Origin of the sequence: Kushneria marisflavi (genome assembly GCF_002157205.1) — a bacterium.
In the GTDB taxonomy this organism is placed as follows: Bacteria; Pseudomonadota; Gammaproteobacteria; order Pseudomonadales; family Halomonadaceae; genus Kushneria; species Kushneria marisflavi.
In genome coordinates this window covers 1591373-1611628 of the sequence record NZ_CP021358.1, presented here as the reverse complement: position 1 = coordinate 1611628, position 20256 = coordinate 1591373, and the positions used below count along the sequence as shown (strand labels likewise).

The following is a 20256-nucleotide window of genomic DNA, read 5'->3' as shown; positions in this document are numbered from 1 at the left end:
GAAGGCGCCGTTATCTCAGCAGTTGCCCTTTTTGGCCTGTCCGGGCGGGCAGAAGTTGCCGTTGCCGTGGCCATGTTGACCGTCACCGATGATCACGGCAGGTTCCGGATTGATACGAGCGGGCTGATAGCTGCAGGCCGCCAGGGTAACGGCCATCAGGGTGGCCATGCAGAGCATGCGAAAGACGGGGGTCATATCGATGGTATCCTCGTGATAATGATGGACATGATATCGGCCCCCGCTCGTTTTAAAAGCAGGATTAATCCAGTGATGACTCGCCATTTCCGGTGGTAAAGGCGCCTGCTGAATGAGAAGGGCGTTTGATCAGACTGACAGCAACCATGGTCAGGGTCGCCAGCGGCATCGCTACCAGCACGCTGTTCCAGCCCATCGGTTTGCCCAGCGCAATTTCCCACACCAGAGTGACCGCACCGCCCACGGTCATGGCGGCCAGCGCGCCTGCCGGAGTGGCGCGGGGCCAGAGCAGTGCCGCCAGAAAGACCGGTGTGATGGCCGCACCGTACATGCCGTAGGAGTACATCTGCATGGCCAGCACGCTGGGGAAAAAGGCGCCAAGCACCCAGGCCAGAACGCCCAGAGCGACCACCGTCAGCCGGTTGGCCAGCAGGGCGCGATGGGGAGCGATGCGGATCCTGAAAAGCCCACCGAGAATGTCCTGGGTAAGACTGGCCGACGCTGACAGCAGATAGGAATTGCCGGTGGTCAGCAACAGCGCCACGATCGAAGCCAGCAGCAGTCCGCCCACGACGGTCGGCAGGCCCTGCTGAGCCAGCGTCATCATGGCGGTGGACGGCGTAATGTCGGGATAGAGTACGCGCGTTGCACAGACCAGCAGGGTGATCAGTGACGTACAGGCGATCGAGGCAATCACCAGTCCCATGGCCGCCTTGCGTGCCGTGGCCGGATCACGGGCCGCGGCAAAGCGCTGGAAGAGGTTCTGGTCGCCCAGAATCAGCAGGAAAAGAGGCAGAAAATAGCTCAGTGCCTGCCAGGGAGACAGTCCGCCCAGCAGCGTCTGTTGCATCTGCGGCAGCGAGGTATAAAGCCTCTCGAGCCCGCCCAGCGGCATGAGCACCAGCGGCACGGCGAGCAGCATGCTGCCAAAAATGATGACCGCGCTCATGTAGTCGGTGTAGGCCACCGAGACCAGTCCCCCCATGGTGGCAAGGCCAATCATGATGGCAGCTGAAATCAGAACGCCCTGCCAGACCGGCAGGCCAAAGGCGAGATTGAGGGCCTGGCCTGCGCCCGTAAACTGATAGGACACGATACCCACATAGGCGAGCAGAATGATCAGTGAGGCCAGCGTGCGTGCCGTCGAGCCAAAGCGCACTTCGATCAGGCCCGGAATGGTAGTGGCTTCACTGCGGCGCATTTTGGCCGCCAGCAGGAAGTAGACCACAAGTGCGGCAATCGGCGTGCCGGCGAAAAAGAAGATCGCCGCCCCCGGGCCGTACTGAAAGACAAAGCTTGCTCCGCCCACGATGGAGCCGGAGCCGACAAAGGTGGCCAGCAGCGTTGCCGTAAGCACCATCGTCGAGAGCGAACGTCCGGCCACAATGAAATCGCTGTCGTTGTGAACCTTGCGCCGCGAAAAGTGAAGGCCAATGACAATCATCAGCGCGATATATCCCATGACGAACAGTGCATGCATGGCCTGTTCTCCCTTTGTGGTTGTTATCGGGGTTCTGATGGCAGAGGGCCGGCGCCCCCTGCCTGCCCGGGATTAACGGGCAGCGACCGAGCTAGCGAAGATGATTCTTGACCATGCGACCACCCTGCATGATCACGCTCATGTGAGCGCCCTGATGTGTCAAAAGGCTCATGTCTTCCAACGGGTTGCCATCGACCACGATCAGGTCGGCACGGGCGCCGGCAGCCACGCAGCCGATATCGCCCTCGCGTCGCAGCAGCCGTGCAGCGTCCAGCGTGGCGCTGCGGATCACCTCATGCGGTGCCAGCACGCGTGAGCGAATCACGAACTCCTCGGACTGATGACGGTGCATCTCGCCGAGCAGATCGCTGCCATAGGCCATGGTCAGCCCCGCCTCGCGCATGATCTTCAGGCTTTCAAGACCGGCCAGCCGCACATCATCAATCTTGGCTACCGAGTCGGGCTTGAGTCCGTACTGCGCGCCTTCCTGCTTGAGCATTTCGTAGGTCACCAGTGTCGGGCAGGCCATGGCGCCTTTCTCGGCCGCCAGTCGTGCCGTTTCCGGTGTGATCAGGTTGCAGTGTTCCAGCGAACGTACGCCCGCCATGACGGCACGATGAATGGCCTGGTCGGTATAGAGATGGGCACTCACATAGGTCTGAGCGTTGGTCGCCTCTCCCACGATGGCTTCCAGTTCGCTGATCGAATAGCTCAGAAAGTCGATCGGGTCGCTTGGAGAGGAAACGCCGCCGTTGGCCATCACCTTGATGAACTGGGCGCCTGCCTTGATCTCCTGGCGGGTCGCGCGGCGAACGGCATCCCCCCCGTCGCAGATACGTCCCATCGAGCCCAGCCGGCGTGTCTGATACTGATCGTCACGCTCGTCATAAAAACCGCGGTAGTCGGTATGTCCGCCGGTCTGGGAGAGCGCCTTGCCACAGATCACCAGTTCAGGACCTTCAAAATAGCCCTCGGCCACCGCCTGCTGCAGGCCACGATCAGCGCCGCCGACATCGCGTACGGTAGTAAAACCGCGCATCAGCATGTCACGCATGATGCGACTCGACCGAGCCGTGATCAGCGAGTCCGGCAGCAGCGCATTGGCGCCCAGATCTGCAGTGGTGGCAATCACGTGAACATGGCAGTCGATCAGCCCGGGCATCAGGATGCGTCCGCCCAGGTCGAGTCGGGTGGCATCAGGGGCGTCAATTGCCTCATCCGACACCTGCGTGATGCGTCCATGCTCGATCAGGACGCTGATGTTGTCGCGCGCGGTGGGCGCGCTGCCATCGACCAGGCGGGCGTTGTAAAGCAGAAGCGAAGGCGTGTCTGACATGGTGACTCTCTTGTGATTATTGAAGGCAGCTCGTATCGGAAGACCGAGCGTGCCTTGAGGCTAATCAGTGCCGTCCTCGCGTGAAAAGCGACAAAAACGCATGGGGTCATGCGTCAGGCGCATTGCACGATGCTTTCAGGGCGATGTCGTCATCCAGCCACTGCCTGAAAAGACGTGTCGCTCGACTTTCATGTCGCTCCTGCGGGGTGAGCAGGTAATAGCCCCCACCATGGCTTGCCGAGTGCGTCGTGGCTCTTACCAGCCTTCCCTGCTCGATCTGGCTGTCGATAATGTGCTGCCAGCCGAGCACGATGCCCTGACCCAGTACGGCCATTTCCACCAGTGCCGGATAGTGGTTGAACACGATGGTGCGGGTGCTGGAGAGCCTGATCCCGTGATAGGCAAACCAGTCCGGCCAGGCGATCCAGAGGCTCTGGGCGTCCTCAAGCACCAGCAGGGTCTCCTGTGCGAGCAGCTCGGGTGTCAGCGGCTGATGGTCCAAAAGGCCGTGACGCTGTCGGCTCTCGGCGAGGTAGTCCGGCGAGCAGACCGGATAGACGTTTTCGGGCATCAAAAGCGTGGTTTCAAAGCCTTCAACCGCTCCTGCCTTCAGATAATAAAGGCCGATATCGAATTCAAAGGAGGAGAGGGTCGAGATCACATCACGCACGATCAATCGCAGCTTGATCTGCGGATGGGCACGGTGAAAGCGGCTCAGGCCGGGCACCATCCAGAACTGTGCAACGCCCGCCGTACAGGCCAGCGTCAGCTCATTGTCCCCCGCGCCTTTCATGACCTCGGCCGTGGCATGCACACACTCTTCCAGAAGCTCTCGTACATGGCGGGCATAGTTCTCGCCAGCTCGTGTCAGCACCAGCTGACGCGGCTTTCGTACAAACAGTGACCGCCCCAGAAACTGCTCGAGATGAACGATCTGGCGGCTCACGGCGCTCTGTGACAGGTTCAGCTCGCTGGCGGCACGAGTGAAACTCATGTGTCGAACCGCTGCCTCGAAGGCCACCAGGGCGTTCAGCGGTGGCAAGGGAGACATGCGCATGGGAATAACTCCAGCCAGGATAGAGCGATGAGCGTACCTGATCCGTGCCGGCCGTGTGAGACTGTGCCGGATGAGGCGAACCTCGATGCCATGTCCTTGTCCAAGGACATCAGGGTGATCATTTTCGGATGCGTCAGTGATGGCGTATCCCATGCAGGAGAGCAGCGTTGAAAAAGACAATCGCGGTACTGGCAGGTGCAGGTCTGGTCGGCATGTCGACTTCGGCGCTGGCGTTCAATCTGGGTGACGTCAATCGGGCCATGGAGGCCATGAACAGCCAGAATGCGCAGGGCCAGCAGACACAGCCTGCGTATCAGCAGGATTCACAGGGGCTTGCCTCCCAGGTAGGAAAGTTCCTGAACTCTGATAACGCGCCGCGCCAGCAGCAGGCCACCGCCGTGGGTACCACCGATGCCAATCTGGGGCAGGCCTCACAGCTTGTCGAGCAGTTGACCGGTCAACTGGGTGTCAGCAAGACCCAGGCCATCGGCGGTTCGGCTGCACTTCTGGCCGCGGCGAAAAGCCAGCTGGGCAGCGGGCAATTCAACCAGCTCTCCAATCAGGCCCCCGGCGTGGATGGCCTGCTTTCCAGCGCTCAGGCATTGTCCGGTGGGCAGTCGATGCTGTCGAAGCTCTCCGGCATGGGCGGTCATGGCAATGGTGGTGATACGTCGTCGCTGACCTCGAGTGCCTTCAGCATGCTGGGGATGGATACCGGCATGATCAGCCAGTTCGCGCCGGTGATGCTGAATTACCTCGGGGGGCAGGGCGTCTCCAACACGCTTCTGAGCTCACTGGGCGGCATCTGGGGCGCCGTCGGACGCTAGAGCAAAGGTCTCAGGAAGCCGGTGTCGGCTTCCTGTTTCCGGGGTGGCCTGTCACAGCCGCCCCGAGATTTCCTCCCACAGGTTGCGATAGGCCACGGCTGCGGCCGTACGCGGGGCGAACTGAACCAGCGGTGCCTGATGCACGCCCATCTGCTCGACGGCGCTGGCATAGGGAATGTTGGCGGACAGCCGAGCCGGCCACTGTTCGTGAAAACCCGCCATGCTGTCTTGATGCAGCTTGCGGCGTCGATCCACCAGTGTGAAAAAGGGCCACAGGGGCGTCGTGATGTGCTCCTCATCCAGATGCTGCTGAAGCTGGGTCAGGGTTCTCATCGACAGCGTTGTGGGTACCACCGGTACCAGCAATGCATCGACGCTTGAGAAAACCTGCTTTGATAGTGTGGTCAGCCCAGGTGGACAGTCCAGAATGACCAGATCGTAGTCCTCGCTGACCGGCTTGAGCACCCTGCGCAGGCGACTCGCCTTGCGCCCCTCGAGCAGTGAGTCCATTTCACGGGATTCAAGACCTGCCGGCAGCAGGTCGAGTCCCGCCATATCGGTGGCGCGGATGGTCTTGTCGAGGGTGGCCTTGCCCTTGACCAGTTTTTCAACGCCGCCGCCGCGAATCCTGGGTTTGTTGCGCAGATAAAAGGTGGTGGCTGCCTGCGGGTCCAGATCCCAGATCAGCACCCGCTGTCCATCAAGACTGGCCTGCGCGGCCAGATTGATGGCCGATGCCGTCTTGCCCACCCCGCCCTTGATACTGTAAAGCGCCAGAATATGCATATCAGCTTTCCTGTTGATGGGGCCCGGATCAGATCCGCAAGTGTGTGTCGGTGTGATGACGGCTTGATGACAGAAACCGGACCGTGGCATCGGTGGCCGGGAGACTGTGTCATGATGGATCATCATGGTGATGACAGGCGTTCAGGCAAAGGCGGTGACATGGAAAGTGATGTGACAGAAGAGACGCTTCACTGGTCGTGGGGGGGCATGAGCATCGAGGTCGGCGTAACCCGCCGTGGCCAGGGCCCGGAAGTATTGATACTGCCGGCGCTGTCGAGCATCTCGACGCGCCATGAAATGGATGCCCTGCAGACGAGGCTGGCCGAGCGATTTACCACGGTCTCGGTGGACTGGCCGGGCTTTGGCGACCGCCCGCGTCCTTTCATGGAGGCCACGCCGGCTATTCTGACGGCCTTTATCGACTACCTGCTCGATGAGGTCATCTTCCTGCCCGAGATGATCGTCGCCGCCGGGCATGGGGCCGGGATGGTCATTCGCCATCTGGAGCAACACCCCGACGCCGCCGACCGACTGGTGCTGATTGCGCCGACCTGGCGTGGGCCGCTGCCCACCATGGCCGGCGAGCACAAGCCCTGGTTTGGGCATCTACGCACCTGGTTTGATCGCCCGGTCATTGGTGCCGGTATCTACCGGCTCAACGTCAGCAACTGGTTTTTGCGTCGTATGGCCGGCGAGCACGTCTATGAGACCCCGAACTGGCTGTCTGGCGAGCGACTGGCGGCCAAGCGCCGCGTGGCCCGCACGCCCGGTGCGCGTCACGGCTCGATCCGGTTCGTGACCGGCGCCGTGGATCCTTTCAGCCGCCGCGAGGCCTGTGTGGCGGCGCTCAAGGGCGCCAGTGCCCGCACGCTCCTGATCACCAGCGAGAAAATGCCGCCGCGTTCACGGGCCGAAATGCGCGCCATGGGGGCACTGCCTCGGGTTGATACCGTATCGCTGTCGCACGGGCGCCTGTCGGTGCACGAGGAGTTTCCCGATGAGGTGGCCGAGGCCATTCTGGCATGGCTGGATATCCCACCACAGTACGATTGAGTTCTGGCGCTGGCCGGTCCCCGGGGTTATCCATCCGGCGAGGGATGATGAGAAATCATGGTCAATGCCGACTGTGCCGAGCCGTCCTTATCGAGTGAAACGACCTGGCACCCGGTGTATTCTTGGCAGGCTGACACCTCAAAAGAAGAAGAGCGTTCAGCTCTGGGAACATGATTTCAGGGGGTAATATGCTTATTGGTGATGTCCGCCTCAAGCGCGTCTATCAGCACTCGACCCAGCAGGATGGGGCTCGCTGGCTGGTGGATCAGGTATGGCCTCGCGGCAAGCGCGAAGAGGAGCTGTCGGTCGAGCAGTGGTATCGCGCCGTGGCGCCGTCTCGTCGGCTGCGCCATGCGTGGGAAAGCGGGCGAATCGATCGCACGACCTTTGAGCGTCGCTATCGTCTGGAGCTCAATCCGGGCGATCTCGAGCCGCTTCTGGACCAGGCACGTCAGCGGCGGTTGACGCTGGTCAGTGCCGTTCGCGATCTGGAAAGCTCGCATCTGCCGATTCTACGAGAGGTCATTCTCGAAGCGCTGCGCGGTGAGGCCGTGGTCAGTGAGCCTGACGCGGTGGCCGAGGCGCATTGATCTCGTCGCCACAAGAACAGCAAAACGCCCCGACCTGATCGGGGCGTTTTTTGTTGTCCGCAGAGCGGTGAGCAGGCTTGCCCGAATGATCAGGCGCGACGGCGCTCATTGCAGCAGGGCGCGATGATGCCGGCGCGCTTTTCAAGCGCCGCCATGTCCAGAATCTCCACGTGACGACCCTGTATGTTGAGCAGTTCCTGCTGCTGAAAACGCCCCAGTACGCGGCTGATGGTTTCGATCGCAAGCCCCAGATAGGTGCCGATATCGCTGCGAGACATTGGCAGGCGGAAGCGCTCGGCGCTGTGGCCGCAGCGATCAAAGCGGATCGAGAGATTGTGAAAGAAGCTGGCCAGGCGTTCATCGGCCGTCTTGCTGGAGAGCAGTCGCATCAGGCGACGATCATCGACAATTTCGCGGCTCATGCAGCGATAGAGCTGGTGACGAAGCTCCGGCAGGTGCTCCGAAAGACTTTCCAGCCGCTTGAAGGGGATCTCGCAGACCGTAGTGCGCTCGAGTGCGGTCAGAAAGCCGGGGTGAACGGCGCTATCGATGCTGTCCAGTCCGACCAGCTCACCGGGCAGATAGAAACTGGTGATCTGCTCCTCGCCATCGGTGTCGATAATGGTCTGCTTGAGGCTGCCGCTGCGCACGGCATAGACATTTTCAAAGGCCTCACCCTGCATGTAGAGCGTCTCACCGCGGGTCAGCGGCGCGCGTCGTCGCACGATCGTGTCGAACTGCTCAACATCGTCAAGAGACAGGGAAAGCGGCAGACACAGGGAGCTTAGCGAGCAGGTCTGACAGCGTGTCGGGTGAAGATGAGAGGAGGTCATTGGGCTGGCATGTTCCTTTGCATATGAGTGATGTGCCGGTCGCCTTCGTGACAAACCTGCCGTTGCTCGGCGTGTACGGGCGCAACCCTTCAGGTACGTTCACGCGCCTGAAGGGGGCGTGAACACTGCTGGCGATATTCAATGGGTGAAGAGGCATCAAAGGCCATGGCCAGCTGGCGGATCAGCAATCGACCCATGGGCATTACCATAAGCAAGTGCTTATTATATTCGATGAGACCGTCTCGCCGAAAGGTGGCAAGCCTTTCAAATGCATTGGCGAAATAGGATGACGCCCTGATCCCAAAGCGGGCTTCGATGGCGTCAAAATCGAGTTGCATGTCACACATCAGGCGGTGGATCACGTCACGCCGCAGTCGATCATCCTCGCTCAGGCGTACCCCGCGGCAGGTGGCCAGCTGACCATCGTCGATGGCCGTCTGCCAGGTCTCCAGCCGAGCGGTATTCTGCGCATAGACATCATCCACCTGACTGATGGCCGATACCCCAAGACCTATCAGGTCACACTGCGCGTGGGTGGTGTAGCCCTGAAAATTGCGTTGTAAATGCCCCTCGCGCTGTGCCACGGCCAGGCTGTCATCGGGTCTTGCGAAGTGATCCATACCGATATGGACGTAGCCGGCCTGCGTCAGCTTCTCGACCGTCATGCACTGGATGGCCAGTCGGGTGGCCGCATCCGGCAGGTCCGCGTGGTTGATGCGTCGCTGGGGCAGAAAGCGTTCGGGCAGATGGGCATAGTTGAAAACGCAGAGTCGGGCCGGTGCCATGTCGATCACCTGATCCAGAGTCCTGGCAAAGCTTGCCACGCTCTGATGCGGCAGGCCGTAGATCAGATCCAGATTCAGTGAGCGAAACCCAAGCCGATAGGCCTCATCGATCAGATTTTCGCTCAGCTCGCGTGGCTGGACCCGATTGATGGCTTTCTGCACGCGGACGTCCAGATCCTGTACGCCAAGACTCAGGCGATTGAATCCCAGCGACTGTAAATGGCGCAGGGTATAAACGTCGGCCTCGCGAGGATCGATCTCGATGGCGAAATCCCGCTCAGGATGGCTGGAAAGATTGAAGTGCGTTCCCAGCTGATCCATCAGCCGGCTCATTTGATCCAGATCGAGAAAGGTCGGTGTGCCGCCGCCCCAGTGAAGCTGCTCGACCCGTCGCCTGCCGTCGAGATGACGTCGCATCAGGAGCATCTCCCGGGTCAGTCGGGCCAGATAGGGCTCGGCGATGGCGGTCTGACGGGTCGCGATGCGATTGCAGCCGCAGTAAAAGCAGATGCGGCGGCAAAAGGGAATATGGACATACAGCGACAGATTACGTGCCGCAGCGTTGCTGCGTTCAAGGGCCTGTGTCAGCTGTGCCGGGCCGAAGTGATCGGTGAAGGCCGTGGCCGGCGGATAGGATGTATAGCGGGGGCTCTGGCCGTCATGGCGCTTGAGCAGCTCGATGTCCGGTGAAAACTGCACATCAAGGGAATCGGGTCGGGGAGCAGATGACAACATGAGGGATGCTCGTGGCAGGCAGTGATCATGCCATGCTACGAGCATCAGCGGGTGCGAGGTCTGACCTGGGTCAAATCATGCCGGCCAATCGAGCCGGGCATCGTGGATCAGCCGACGCGAACGTCGTCGTCCATATGGCGTGCCACGCGAGACATGGTGCTGGTCAACTCGATGGCCAGGGTCAGATCCGCCAGTTCACGCGGCGAGAAGGTGTTGATCGCCATCATGCGGGTTCTGGCATCGACCGGACGAAAATGGGTAAAGGACTCACACCAGGCCAAGGCTGCACGCTCACGAGCGGTGAAACGGTCTGAGTCGGCCCAGCGCGCCAGCTCACGCAGCTTGTCGGCATCAATACCCAGTGCTTCGGCTTCGCTGACCCGCAGGTTTTCGCAGTTGTCGCAGCCGCCATTGATCTGCGAGGTACGAAGCTCTGCCAGACAGCGAATGGAAGGGTCGAGGCTGCAATGTCGTACCGCACGGGTCGTGTGGTAGATATCGGTGGCATCGATTCGCTTGGGTCGTTCACTGGTCATGAGTGTGCACCTCAAAATGGTATGAATCTGGTCCTATTTAACGCTTTCGACAAAATTTAATCCACAGCCGGTATTTACAAAGTTGAGCGCGGTTTAAACTTTTGCAGGATTGGTAACCTGCAGTAGTGCCGGTTTTCCTGCGCCGCCCGATGCCATATCGGGCGGCGCAGTGCTTCAGGAAGTGGTCTGAGCCGTACGCGATTCAGTGTGACTGGATCGGCGCCTGCGCTGAAAGTAGACAATCAAGGCCAGTATTAAAAGGGCCGGAATCCACAGCCACTCCTTGGCAAAACGCTCGCGGGGCAGTTCGACGCTGACAATGGTCTGATCCATGTCCAGCCCCAGCTCGCTTGCCTGACTGCCCCAGCCGACCGTATCCACAATTGTGGTCTCTCCGTCCTGACGCAAGGCCAGACCCAGATTGTCCAGCCGTGCCTGGCCGCTGTCGCCTTCTACCACCGGCACCTCGATCACCAGACGCATGGGGGCGCCGTAGTCATCAAGCCCTTCAACCGCTACCCGCATCGTCTGCCCTGCCTCCAGCTCGCCGTAGGCCTGAGCAAACTGTGCCGGCGGCATCTCCTTGAAGGGCGGCTCGATCATGTCCTGCCAGAAGCCGGGGCGGAACAGGGTGAAGGCCACCAGCAGCAGCAAGATGGTCTCGTGCCAGCGATTGCGCACCACAAACCAGCCCTGGGTGGCGGCGGCAAAGACCAGCATGGCGAGGGTCGCTACTACAAAGATCAGGATGCCGTGCCAGAGATCGACGTTGATGAGCAAAAGGTCGGTGTTGAAGATGAACAGAAACGGCAGCGCCGCCGTGCGCAGGCTATACCAGAAGGCCTGAAAACCGGTACGTATGGGGTCGGCACCTGAAATGGCGGCCGCCGCAAAGGAGGCCAGTCCCACCGGTGGCGTGACATCGGCCATGATGCCGAAATAGAACACGAACAGGTGCACCGCGATCAGCGGCACGATCAGACCCTGCTGCTGACCGAGCTGCACGATGACCGGGGCCAGCAGTGCCGACACCACGATGTAGTTGGCCGTGGTCGGCAGCCCCATACCCAGAATCAGGCTCAATACGGCCGTGAGGAGCAGCATCAAAAAGAGGCTGCCCATCGAGAGATGCTCGACCAGATCGGCCAGCACCAGGCCCACGCCGGTCTGTGAAACTGCCCCGACGATGATGCCGGCGGTGGCGGTCGCGATGCCGATGCCGACCATGTTGCGCGCGCCATCGACCAGCCCGCTCCAGAGATCAAACACGCCTTCGCGCAGGTTCTCGCCCAGCGCCAGGCGCCCGCGGAACAGGGCATCCAGCGGCCGCTGGGTCAGCATGATGATCATCATCAACACTGTCGCCCAGAAGGCGGAAAGCCCGGGAGAGAGGCGCTCGACCATCAGACACCAGACCAGTACCACCACCGGCAGCAGATAGTGCAGCCCCACCATGACCGTGGGGCGGGTCTGCGGCAGGGTGGTGATGCTGGTATCGGGTGAATCATGCTCAAGCTCGGGATAGCGGGACCCCAGCTTCAAAAGGCCAACGTAGATCACCATCAGCGCGACCGACACCACCCAGGAGGTGGCCTCGCCCAGCACCGGCTTGAGCCAGCCGAGTCCGTAATAGACGGCGGCGCTAAGGGCCATCAGACCGACCAGGCCGGTGGCAAATCCCAGCAGCTTGTAAAGCCAGGGCCTGGGCGGATTGGCACTCTCAAGCCCCTGCATGCCGGCCTTCATCGCTTCAAGATGCACGATATAGAACAGGGCGATATAGGAGATCATTGCCGGCAGGAAGGCGTGCTTGATGACCTCAACATAGGGAATGCCAACGTATTCGACCATCAAAAAGGCCGCGGCCCCCATGACCGGCGGCATGATCTGGCCGTTGACCGAGGAAGCCACTTCGACCGCGCCGGCCTTGGTGGGAGAAAAGCCCACTCGCTTCATCATGGGAATGGTAAAGGTACCGGTGGTCACCGTATTGGCGATCGAGGAGCCCGAAATCAGACCGGTCAGCCCCGAGGCCACCACGGCGGCCTTGGCCGGGCCACCTCGATAGTGGCCCAGCATCGAAAAGGCCACCTTGATGAAATAATTGCCGGCGCCGGCCTTGTCGAGCAGGGCGCCAAACAGCACGAACAGGAAAACGAAACTGGTGGACACGCCCAGAGCGATACCGAAGACGCCCTGAGTGGTCAGCCACTGATGATTGATCAGGGCCTCGAAGCTGACGCCGCGATGGGCCAGCATGCCCGGCATGTACGGGCCAGCCAGGGAATAGCCCAGAAAGACCATCGCCACGATCATCAACGGCGGACCGAGTGCCCGGCGAGTGCCTTCCAGCAGCAGGATCAGCCCCATCACACCCACAATGACATCCTGGGTAATCGGATTGCCGGGGCGGCTGGAGAGCTGGTCGTAAAACAGATAGATATAGAGCGCGCAGAAGGCGGCCACCGCCGCCATGATCCAGTCCGTGATCGGGATGCGATCCTTTGGAGAACGCTTGAACGCCGGCCAGGACAGAAAGGCCAGAAAGAGCGCAAAGCCCAGGTGAATAGAGCGTGCCTCGGTGGCACTAAAAACGCCGAAGCCCATGGCGTAGGGCAGCGGTGAGGTAATCCAGAGTTGAAAAAGTGACCACGTCACGGCCACGATCAGCAACAGGCGCCCGGTGGTGCCCTGTAACTTGCGTCCGCCGGTATCTGCTACGGCAGCCAGTTCTCTGGCATCCACTTCCGGGCGTTCGGTCGAAGAAGGGGTTGTGTTCATGTCCGCATCCTCTGGCGGCAGGACCTTTCCGGCGCAGGTGTCCGGATCGGAAAAGACAAAACGCCCCCGGCTGGAGGCGTTGCGTCGTCAAGGGTGACCCGTGTCGCCATGGATGCGGCCCGGGTCAGCCGGGCTTACTCGCTGAGCCAGCCCTTTTCCTGATAGTAGCGCTTGGCTCCTTCATGCAGCGGCGCTGACAGGCCCTGATTGACCATGGTTTTCGGGTCAAGCGTGGCAAAGGCAGGATGGAGCTTCTTGAAACGATCAAAGTTATCGAATACAGCGCTGACGGCCGCATAGACCAGATCCGGATTGACCTTCTCGGAGCTGACGACCGTAGCCCCCACACCGAAGGTCTTGATGTCGTCCGGGTTGCCCTTGTACATGCCACCAGGAATTTCATAGAAGCTGTAGTAGGGGTTTTCTTCCACCAGCTTCTGGATCACTTCACCGTCCAGCGGAATGATGCGGGCATCGGTGGTGGTGGTGGCTTCCTGAATCGAGCCATTGGGGTGGCCTGCGACAAACACCATGGCATCGATGTTGTTATCGGCAAGCGCGGAGGCCTGTTCGGCGCTGTCGAGCTCGGAGGCGAGGGCGAAGTCGCTGGTGGTCCAGCCCTTGGCAGCCATGACGACTTCCATGGTCGCGCGGTTGCCGGAACCCGGGTTGCCGATGTTGACGCGCTTGCCCTTCAGATCGTCCAGCGTCTTGATGCCGGAGTCGGCGCGTGCCACCAGCGTCAGCGGCTCACCATGCATGGCAAAGACGCTGCGCAGATCTTCATGCGGCTTGCCTTCAAACTGGCCTTCACCGTGATAGGCGTTGTACTGAACGTCAGACTGGGCCACACCCATGTCCAGATCGCCATTTTCGATACCGTTGACGTTGGCCACCGAGGCGCCGGTCGACGGTGCATTACAGCGGTAGCCGCTGTCGCCCTGATTGACGAAGCGACAAATGGACTGACCCACCACGTAGTAAACGCCGGTCTGACCGCCGGTGCCGATGGTCATGAATTTTTGTTCACCAGCCTGAGCGCTGGTGGTGGACATGGCGAGTGCCCCCAGCGTCATGACGGTCGCTGACAGCATTGCAGTAAGCGTCTGGCGTTTGATCATGAAAAGGTTCCTTTTTGTGGCTTGTTATTCCTTGTGACCGGCACTGCCAGCCAGGTGACAACAAGTTACTGCGGCATCGGCCCGACTGCAAAACGACCATCTAACTAGCTTAAGTTTCGAAAAAGTTTTATTCGGGTCAGAATCAAGAATGCGACCATGATCCGATCATGAAAATCAATCGCTCCAGGGGGTCGCTTTGCAATCATGGTTTCCTATAGCATCTATATGAAACGATCGTAACGAGGTTGCCTGCCATGTCCTTCGAGTCCTTCGAGTCCTTCAATCCCCCGACACGCCTTCTGATGGGCCCCGGGCCGATCAATGCCGATCCGCGCGTGCTGCGTGCCATGTCCGCGCCGCTGATCGGCCAGTATGACCCGGCGATGACCGCCTGCATGAACGAGACCCAAGCGCTTTATCGCGACGTCTTTCGTACGAAAAACGAGGCCACGCTGCTGGTCGATGGCACCTCGCGTGCGGGCATCGAGGCGGTGCTGGTCTCGCTGATCGAGCCGGGGGATCGGGTACTGGTGCCGGTCTTTGGCCGCTTTGGCCATCTGTTGCGCGAGATTGCCGAGCGCGCTGGTGCTGAAGTGCACATCATCGAGGTCGAGTGGGGCGAGGTCTTCACCCCCGAGCAGGTCGAAACCGCCATTCGCGAGGTGCGACCGAAGGTGCTGGCCATGGTTCAGGGTGATACCTCCACCACCATGTGCCAGCCGCTTGAAGAGATTGGCGGTATTTGCCGCGCGCATGACGTGCTCTTTTATACCGATGCGACCGCCTCGCTTGCCGGCAACGTGCTCGATACCGATGCCTGGCAGCTTGATGCGGTGACCGCCGGTCTGCAGAAATGCCTGGCCGGCCCTTCCGGCAGTGCGCCGACCACGCTGTCTCCACGGGCGGTCGAGTGCATCCGCGGGCGGGCTCATATCGAGGCCGGGCTGGTCGGTGATGGTCACGATGCCGGACGCGGCGTGCGCATCCGCTCGAACTATTTCGATCTGTCGATGATCCTCGACTACTGGGGCGAGGCGCGGCTCAATCACCACACCGAAGCCACCAGCATGCTGTACGGCGCGCGTGAATGCGCTCGTTTGCTGGTTAATGAGGGTATGGATCAGGCGATCGCCCGCCATGCCCTGCATGGCGGTGCGATGACGGCAGGGCTGTCGGCGATGGGGCTTGAGCTCTTCGGCGATCAGCGCCACCGCATGAACAACGTGGTCGGCATTTATATTCCCGACGGAGTGGAAGGCGAAGTGTTGCGCCGCACGCTGCTGGATGACTACGCCATCGAGATCGGTACTTCCTTCGGTCCGCTGCATGGGCGTATCTGGCGCATCGGCACCATGGGCTACAACGCTCGTCGCGATACCGTCATGACCACCCTGGCCGCGCTCGAGGAAGTGCTTCGTCAGGCCGGGGTGAGCATCACCGCCGGCAGCGGCGCCGGTGCCGCTCGCGAGCACTATCAGCAAAAGACACAACAGACCGCGCAGCAGACGCCGGAGCGCACTCATGTATAACGGCGACGCCATTGTTGCGGCCTGTGACCAGCTCGCGGCCATTTCCGCTGATGCCGGTCAGCTGACGCGCTGCTACCTGACGCCGGAACATGCCCGCGCCAACGCGCAGCTGGCGCAATGGATGCAGGACGCCGGCATGCAGACCTGGCAGGACGCTGCCGGTAACCAGTGGGGGCGGCTTGCAGGCAGTGACCCGTCATTGCCCGCGCTGGTGCTGGGCTCACACAGTGACAGCGTCATCAACGCCGGGCGCTATGACGGCCCGCTGGGGGTTCTGCTGGCGATCGGCGTCGTCGCGCGCCTGAATGCCGCCGCCCAGCGTCCGGCCCGCTCGATCGAAGTCGTGGCCTTTGCCGATGAAGAGGGCACGCGCTTTGGCACCGCACTTCTGGGCAGCCGCGCGGTGGCCGGGACATGGGATTCAGCCTGGTGGGACATCGTCGGTCGCGATGGCGTGACACTGCGGCAGGCGTTTGTGGATTTCGGTCTCGACCCCGAACGCGTCAATGAGGCCGCACTTGCCCCCGAGCACATTGCCGGCTATCTGGAAGCCCACATCGAGCAGGGGCCGGTGCTGGAAGCCGAGCGGCGATCGCTGGGGGTCGTTACGGCGATCGCCGGTGCCCGCCGCTTTGTCATCACGATCAGTGGTGAGGCCGGCCATGCCGGAACCACGCCGCTGGCCCTGCGTCGCGATGCACTCTCCGGTGCCGCCGAGGCGATCGTGGCCATTGAAACCCTGGCGCGCGCTGCCGGTATCGTGGCCACGGTCGGCTCGCTGGAAACCTTTCCCGGTGCGGTTAACGTGATTCCCGGAGAGGTGCGCATGACGCTCGACATTCGTGCCGAGCGCGATGAAGACCGTGACCGCACCCTGAACGGCATTCGCGAAACCTGTGATCGCATTGGTGAAACCCGAGGGTTGGCCTGGCACTGGCAGGAGACCCATTCGGCCCCGGCAGTGGCCTGTGCACCGCGCCTGGTCGAGACGCTGACGAAGGCCATCGACGCCGCCACCGGGACTGCCGCCGGCCCCGTCCTGCGACTGGCCAGTGGTGCCGGTCATGATGGCATGGCCATGGCGGCGGTCTGCGATATCGGCATGCTGTTTGTGCGTTGCGACCGCGGCATCAGTCATCATCCTGACGAGTCAGTACAGGCCCGCGATGTGGATGACGCCCTTAATGCCATGAGCCAGGCGGTATCGGCGCTGGTTGTCTGATATCGTCACGCGGGGCGAGGCCCAGGCAGGCAGTGCGCTGCCCGGATCGTGATGTCGCACTATCCTCTTCGCAAACACCATGCATCGTCGGGAATACCATGGATCAGCATCTGGGGCAGCGACTGCGACAGCAGTTTGATCAGCTCACGCCCAACGAGCAGAAAGTGGCGGGATTTATCCTCGATCACTTCGATGACATCGCCGTCTACAGCGGTGCCGAGCTTGCCAGGCTCTCCGGGGTCTCCAAGGCCACGGTCAGCCGGCTTTTCCGGCGGCTGGGGTTTGCAAGCTTCAGCGAGGTGCGCCAGCACGCCCGCGAGCTGCGCTATCACGGTGTGCCGCTGGTCACCGATTCGAAAGCACTGGGCAGTGGGCTGGAGCGTTTCCAGCGCCACTTCGAGCGCGAACGTGACAACCTCCACCAGATGCTGGCCGCCATCGACGCCGAGACCTTTGATGCCTTGATCGAGGCGCTTGATCGTGCCCCGGAAGTGCTGGTGATCGGCTATCGCAACGGCTATCCGCCGGCCCTGCATCTGCGCCAGCAGCTGATGCAGGTGCGCCCGGGCGTTCGGCTGGCGCCGCTGCCCGGGCAGTCGCTGGGAGAGGAGTTGACCGGCGTGGCGAAAGGCACGCTGGCCATCGTCATGGGCTTTCGCCGCCGGGCACATGGTTTCTCGCAGCTCATCGAGCAGCTCAAGGGCAGTGGGCTGGACACGCTGCTGATCGGTGACCCGACCCTGGCGGCAACCGGCACCTCGCCGACCTGGCAGCTGGAGTGCCCGCTGGATAGTGTCTCCGCCTTTGACAGCTACACCTCGGTGATGAGCCTGATCAACCTGCTGGCCAACGCGCTGTTGCACAAGCGTCTGGGCGAGGGGCGTGCTCGTATTGATGCGATCAGTGACGTCTATTCCGGGCTGGACGAGCTGGCCTGACACCATGACATTTTTCCAGGAAGGGCGGCCCAGGGGTCGCCCTTTTTGCGTCCGATGAGGGCATGGAGCGATGAACATGCACCGGCGGCGTGCATGTCATGCGTGGGTCAGAGACCAGGAGCTGCGGTGGCGAACGGCTCGGCAGGGCTGCAGGACGGGGGGCTTGGCAGAGTGCCCCGGACTGGCACGAAGGTTGCAATACGACTCATGGAATCCCAACAGCGCCGGCCGGGCGAAGGAGTGCACATGAGTGATGTCATCGAGCGTGTGGATCGCAGTGTCTGGGTCAAGGGCCTTCCCGAGGACATCGCTACGGGCATGGGGCACGGTCCGCTGGCCGGTCAGCGTCTGGCGGTGAAGGATCTCTTTGACATTCAGGGTGAGGTGACCGGGGCGGGCAATCCCGACTGGGCTGCTGCCCAGCGTCCGGCGTCTCGCACCGCACCTGGCGTGCATGCGCTGCTGAAGGCCGGCGCAGCGCTTGTCGGCAAGACCCAGACCGATGAGTTCGCCTACAGTCTCAACGGTGCCAACGTGCACTATGGCACGCCGATCAATCCGGGGGCGCCCGATCGCCTGCCGGGAGGCTCAAGCTCCGGTTCTGCCATTGCTGTCGCACGTGATGAGGCCGATATCGGACTGGGCACTGATACCGGTGGCTCGATTCGTATTCCGGCCAGCTACAACGGCTTGTGGGGGCTTCGTCCTACTCATGGTGCCATCAGCTGTGAGGGGCTGCTGCCGCTGGCCCCTTCCTTCGATACGGTGGGCTGGCTGTGTCGAGACCATGACACGCTTTCAGGTGTGGCCGAAGTACTCCTGCCCGAGGCTCGAACTGCTGCCCCCGGCAGTGTCATGACGCTACTGGTGCCCGAGGCGCTGGCCAGCGAGGCAGGGCGCTTTCACCGAACACTGGGCGCCCGTCAGGATCTGCTGGTTCAGGCGTTGTCGGATCAGTGGCTCTCTCATCTGGGAAGCACCTTTCGGGTGCTTCAGGGCCGCGATATCTGGAGGGTTCACGGCGAGTGGCTTTCTCGGGAACAGCCCCGCCTCGCACCTGATATCAAGGCCCGCTTTCAATGGTGTTCGACATTGACCGAGGCGGACGAGCAGGCCGCGCGCCGGGCCCGCACCGAGATTATCGAGGCGTTGCGTACCTTCAGCGATGACGGCGCACAGCTTCTGGCACTGCCTACCGCGCCTGGGGCCTCGCCGCTATTGAGTCTGACCGGTCGTCCCCTTGAAGCCTATCGGGAACGACTGATGGGCATGACCGCACTGGCCGGGCTCTGGGGCGCACCGCAGCTTTCCATGCCGCTTTTGAGGGATGATCGAGAAGGCGGAGGCCAGGCCCCCTGGGGACTGTCGCTGCTGGGCGCGCCCGGTCAGGACCGTCACTTGGTAACGCGCGCCCGGACATATCGTGCATAGGCATGATCGCGCCCGGCCGTTATGATGCGATTCTGCCCGGGCGTCACGAAAATCCCCGCCATGGGAACATGATCACCAGGAGCGCCCATGGCTGCCATACTCGCGATTTTGCCCATCTTCACGCTCATTGTGATCGGTTATGTGCTGGGCTGGCGGAAGTGGCTGACGCCTGCCAGTGCCGGTGGGCTCTCCTGGGCCACCTTCAAGCTCTTTCTGCCCTGCGTGCTGTTGACCGGCATCGCGCGCGCCCCGCTCGGGGAGGCGCTCTCACCGCTGTTGCTGCTGGTCTATTTCATTCCGGCACTGCTGTTGTTTGCCGGCTTCAATCTCGTGATGCATCGTCGCACGGGGCTGACGTCTGCTGCCGGGCTGGCGGCGAGCTATTCCAACAATGTCCTGATCGGCATTCCGCTGATGACGGCGCTGTTTGGTCATGAAGGCCTGGTCTATCTCTTTGCCCTGCTGGCCGTGCACAGCCTGATCCTCTTTTCGACCCAGTCACTTTATGCCGCGCTCGGCCAAGGCACCGGGCAGCGCCTGGATATCCTTAATCTTCTGAAAACGCTGGCCAATCCGATCGTGATCGGGCTGTTACTGGGCCTGATGATCAATCTTTCCGGTCTCGAATTGCCAGGGCCGCTATGGCAGGTACTGGACTGGCTGGCACGGGCGGGCCTGCCCTGTGCCCTGATCGTAGTCGGGGTAGGGCTGACCCGCTATCAGCTGCGGACGTCGCCGCTCATCTGGGCCATCTGTGTTGGCAAACTTGCGGTTTTTCCATTGCTGGTGCTGATGCTGGGCAGCCTGATACCGGGGCTGTCACCGCTGGCGCTGCAGGTTCTGGTGCTGGCGGCTGCCGGACCGATCGGCGTCAACGTACTGGCCTTTGCCCGGCCCGGCGAGGAGCAGCACACCGTGGGCGCAAGCATTTTCCTCTCGACCCTGCTGGCCGCTGCGACACTGCCGCTGTGGATGCTGCTGATGGGCTAGCCCGCCACGGGGGCGGCGGGCCAGAGGAGCG

General features: G+C 61.7%; 18 protein-coding genes. 8 read left to right on the top strand and 10 right to left on the bottom strand.

Annotated features, from left to right (window positions below; translation table 11 throughout):
- Positions 1-15: 15 nt before the first annotated feature.
- The 4 genes from B9H00_RS07380 to B9H00_RS07365 form a co-directional block, all read right to left on the bottom strand.
- Positions 16-195: a YajG family lipoprotein gene (locus B9H00_RS07380; RefSeq protein ID WP_086900111.1), complete on the bottom strand. Its 180-nt coding sequence runs from the start codon at positions 193-195 to the stop codon at positions 16-18.
- Between the two features lie 64 nt (positions 196-259).
- Complete coding sequence (locus tag B9H00_RS07375; protein WP_086900110.1) at positions 260-1675, bottom strand: sodium:solute symporter family protein; 1416 nt, start codon at positions 1673-1675, stop codon at positions 260-262.
- A 91-nt stretch (positions 1676-1766) separates the two neighbouring features.
- Positions 1767-3011, bottom strand: coding sequence for a metal-dependent hydrolase family protein (locus B9H00_RS07370; protein ID WP_086900109.1), 1245 nt, complete (start codon positions 3009-3011; stop codon positions 1767-1769).
- Positions 3012-3117: 106 nt separating this feature from the next.
- Entirely contained in the window at positions 3118-4068 is a 951-nt protein-coding gene (locus B9H00_RS07365) for a LysR substrate-binding domain-containing protein (RefSeq protein WP_086900108.1), read from the bottom strand.
- Positions 4069-4235: 167 nt separating this feature from the next.
- On the opposite strand from B9H00_RS07365, the gene B9H00_RS07360 reads away from it, so the two are divergent.
- Positions 4236-4895 carry a DUF2780 domain-containing protein gene (locus B9H00_RS07360; protein WP_086900107.1) on the top strand — a complete coding sequence of 220 codons (660 nt, stop codon included), beginning with the start codon at positions 4236-4238 and terminating at the stop codon, positions 4893-4895.
- A gap of 51 nt (positions 4896-4946) precedes the next feature.
- On the opposite strand, the gene B9H00_RS07355 is transcribed toward B9H00_RS07360, so the two are convergent.
- On the bottom strand, positions 4947-5681 hold the full coding sequence (locus B9H00_RS07355; protein WP_086900106.1) for a ParA family protein: 735 nt from the start codon (positions 5679-5681) through the stop codon (positions 4947-4949).
- A gap of 111 nt (positions 5682-5792) precedes the next feature.
- On the opposite strand from B9H00_RS07355, the gene B9H00_RS07350 reads away from it, so the two are divergent.
- Entirely contained in the window at positions 5793-6734 is a 942-nt protein-coding gene (locus B9H00_RS07350) for an alpha/beta fold hydrolase (RefSeq protein WP_157663198.1), read from the top strand.
- Between the two features lie 188 nt (positions 6735-6922).
- Complete coding sequence (locus B9H00_RS07345; RefSeq protein WP_236944383.1) at positions 6923-7324, top strand: DUF488 domain-containing protein; 402 nt, start codon at positions 6923-6925, stop codon at positions 7322-7324.
- An 89-nt stretch (positions 7325-7413) separates the two neighbouring features.
- On the opposite strand, the gene fnr is transcribed toward B9H00_RS07345, so the two are convergent.
- The 5 genes from fnr to B9H00_RS07320 form a co-directional block, all read right to left on the bottom strand.
- Complete coding sequence (fnr, locus tag B9H00_RS07340) at positions 7414-8157, bottom strand: fumarate/nitrate reduction transcriptional regulator Fnr (RefSeq protein ID WP_086900103.1); 744 nt, start codon at positions 8155-8157, stop codon at positions 7414-7416.
- 89 nt (positions 8158-8246) lie between these two features.
- The gene (hemN, locus tag B9H00_RS07335; protein WP_174678715.1) at positions 8247-9677 is read right to left on the bottom strand and encodes an oxygen-independent coproporphyrinogen III oxidase; all 1431 of its coding nucleotides are present in this window, start codon (positions 9675-9677) and stop codon (positions 8247-8249) included.
- Positions 9678-9784: 107 nt separating this feature from the next.
- Positions 9785-10213 (bottom strand): carboxymuconolactone decarboxylase family protein, encoded by a 429-nt coding sequence (locus B9H00_RS07330; protein WP_086900102.1) that lies wholly within the window; start codon positions 10211-10213, stop codon positions 9785-9787.
- 174 nt (positions 10214-10387) lie between these two features.
- Positions 10388-12994, bottom strand: a complete 2607-nt coding sequence (locus tag B9H00_RS07325) for a TRAP transporter permease (protein WP_086900101.1) — start codon at positions 12992-12994, stop codon at positions 10388-10390.
- A gap of 134 nt (positions 12995-13128) precedes the next feature.
- Complete coding sequence (locus B9H00_RS07320) at positions 13129-14115, bottom strand: TAXI family TRAP transporter solute-binding subunit (protein WP_174678714.1); 987 nt, start codon at positions 14113-14115, stop codon at positions 13129-13131.
- A gap of 254 nt (positions 14116-14369) precedes the next feature.
- Between B9H00_RS07320 and B9H00_RS07315 the strand changes: the two genes are divergently transcribed.
- The 5 genes from B9H00_RS07315 (at position 14370) to B9H00_RS07295 (ending at position 20225) form a co-directional block, all read left to right on the top strand.
- A complete protein-coding gene (locus B9H00_RS07315; RefSeq protein ID WP_086900100.1) occupies positions 14370-15644 on the top strand; it encodes a pyridoxal-phosphate-dependent aminotransferase family protein in 1275 nt (424 codons plus the stop codon).
- Positions 15637-16866: an allantoate amidohydrolase gene (locus B9H00_RS07310; protein WP_086900099.1), complete on the top strand. Its 1230-nt coding sequence runs from the start codon at positions 15637-15639 to the stop codon at positions 16864-16866. Before B9H00_RS07315 ends, B9H00_RS07310 begins: the two co-directional genes overlap by 8 nt.
- Before the next feature lie 98 nt (positions 16867-16964).
- Positions 16965-17804, top strand: coding sequence for a MurR/RpiR family transcriptional regulator (locus tag B9H00_RS07305; RefSeq protein ID WP_086900098.1), 840 nt, complete (start codon positions 16965-16967; stop codon positions 17802-17804).
- A 246-nt stretch (positions 17805-18050) separates the two neighbouring features.
- Positions 18051-19235: an amidase gene (locus B9H00_RS07300; RefSeq protein WP_157663197.1), complete on the top strand. Its 1185-nt coding sequence runs from the start codon at positions 18051-18053 to the stop codon at positions 19233-19235.
- Positions 19236-19322: 87 nt separating this feature from the next.
- Positions 19323-20225, top strand: coding sequence for an AEC family transporter (locus B9H00_RS07295; protein WP_086900096.1), 903 nt, complete (start codon positions 19323-19325; stop codon positions 20223-20225).
- The last annotated feature ends 31 nt before the right edge of the window (positions 20226-20256 follow it).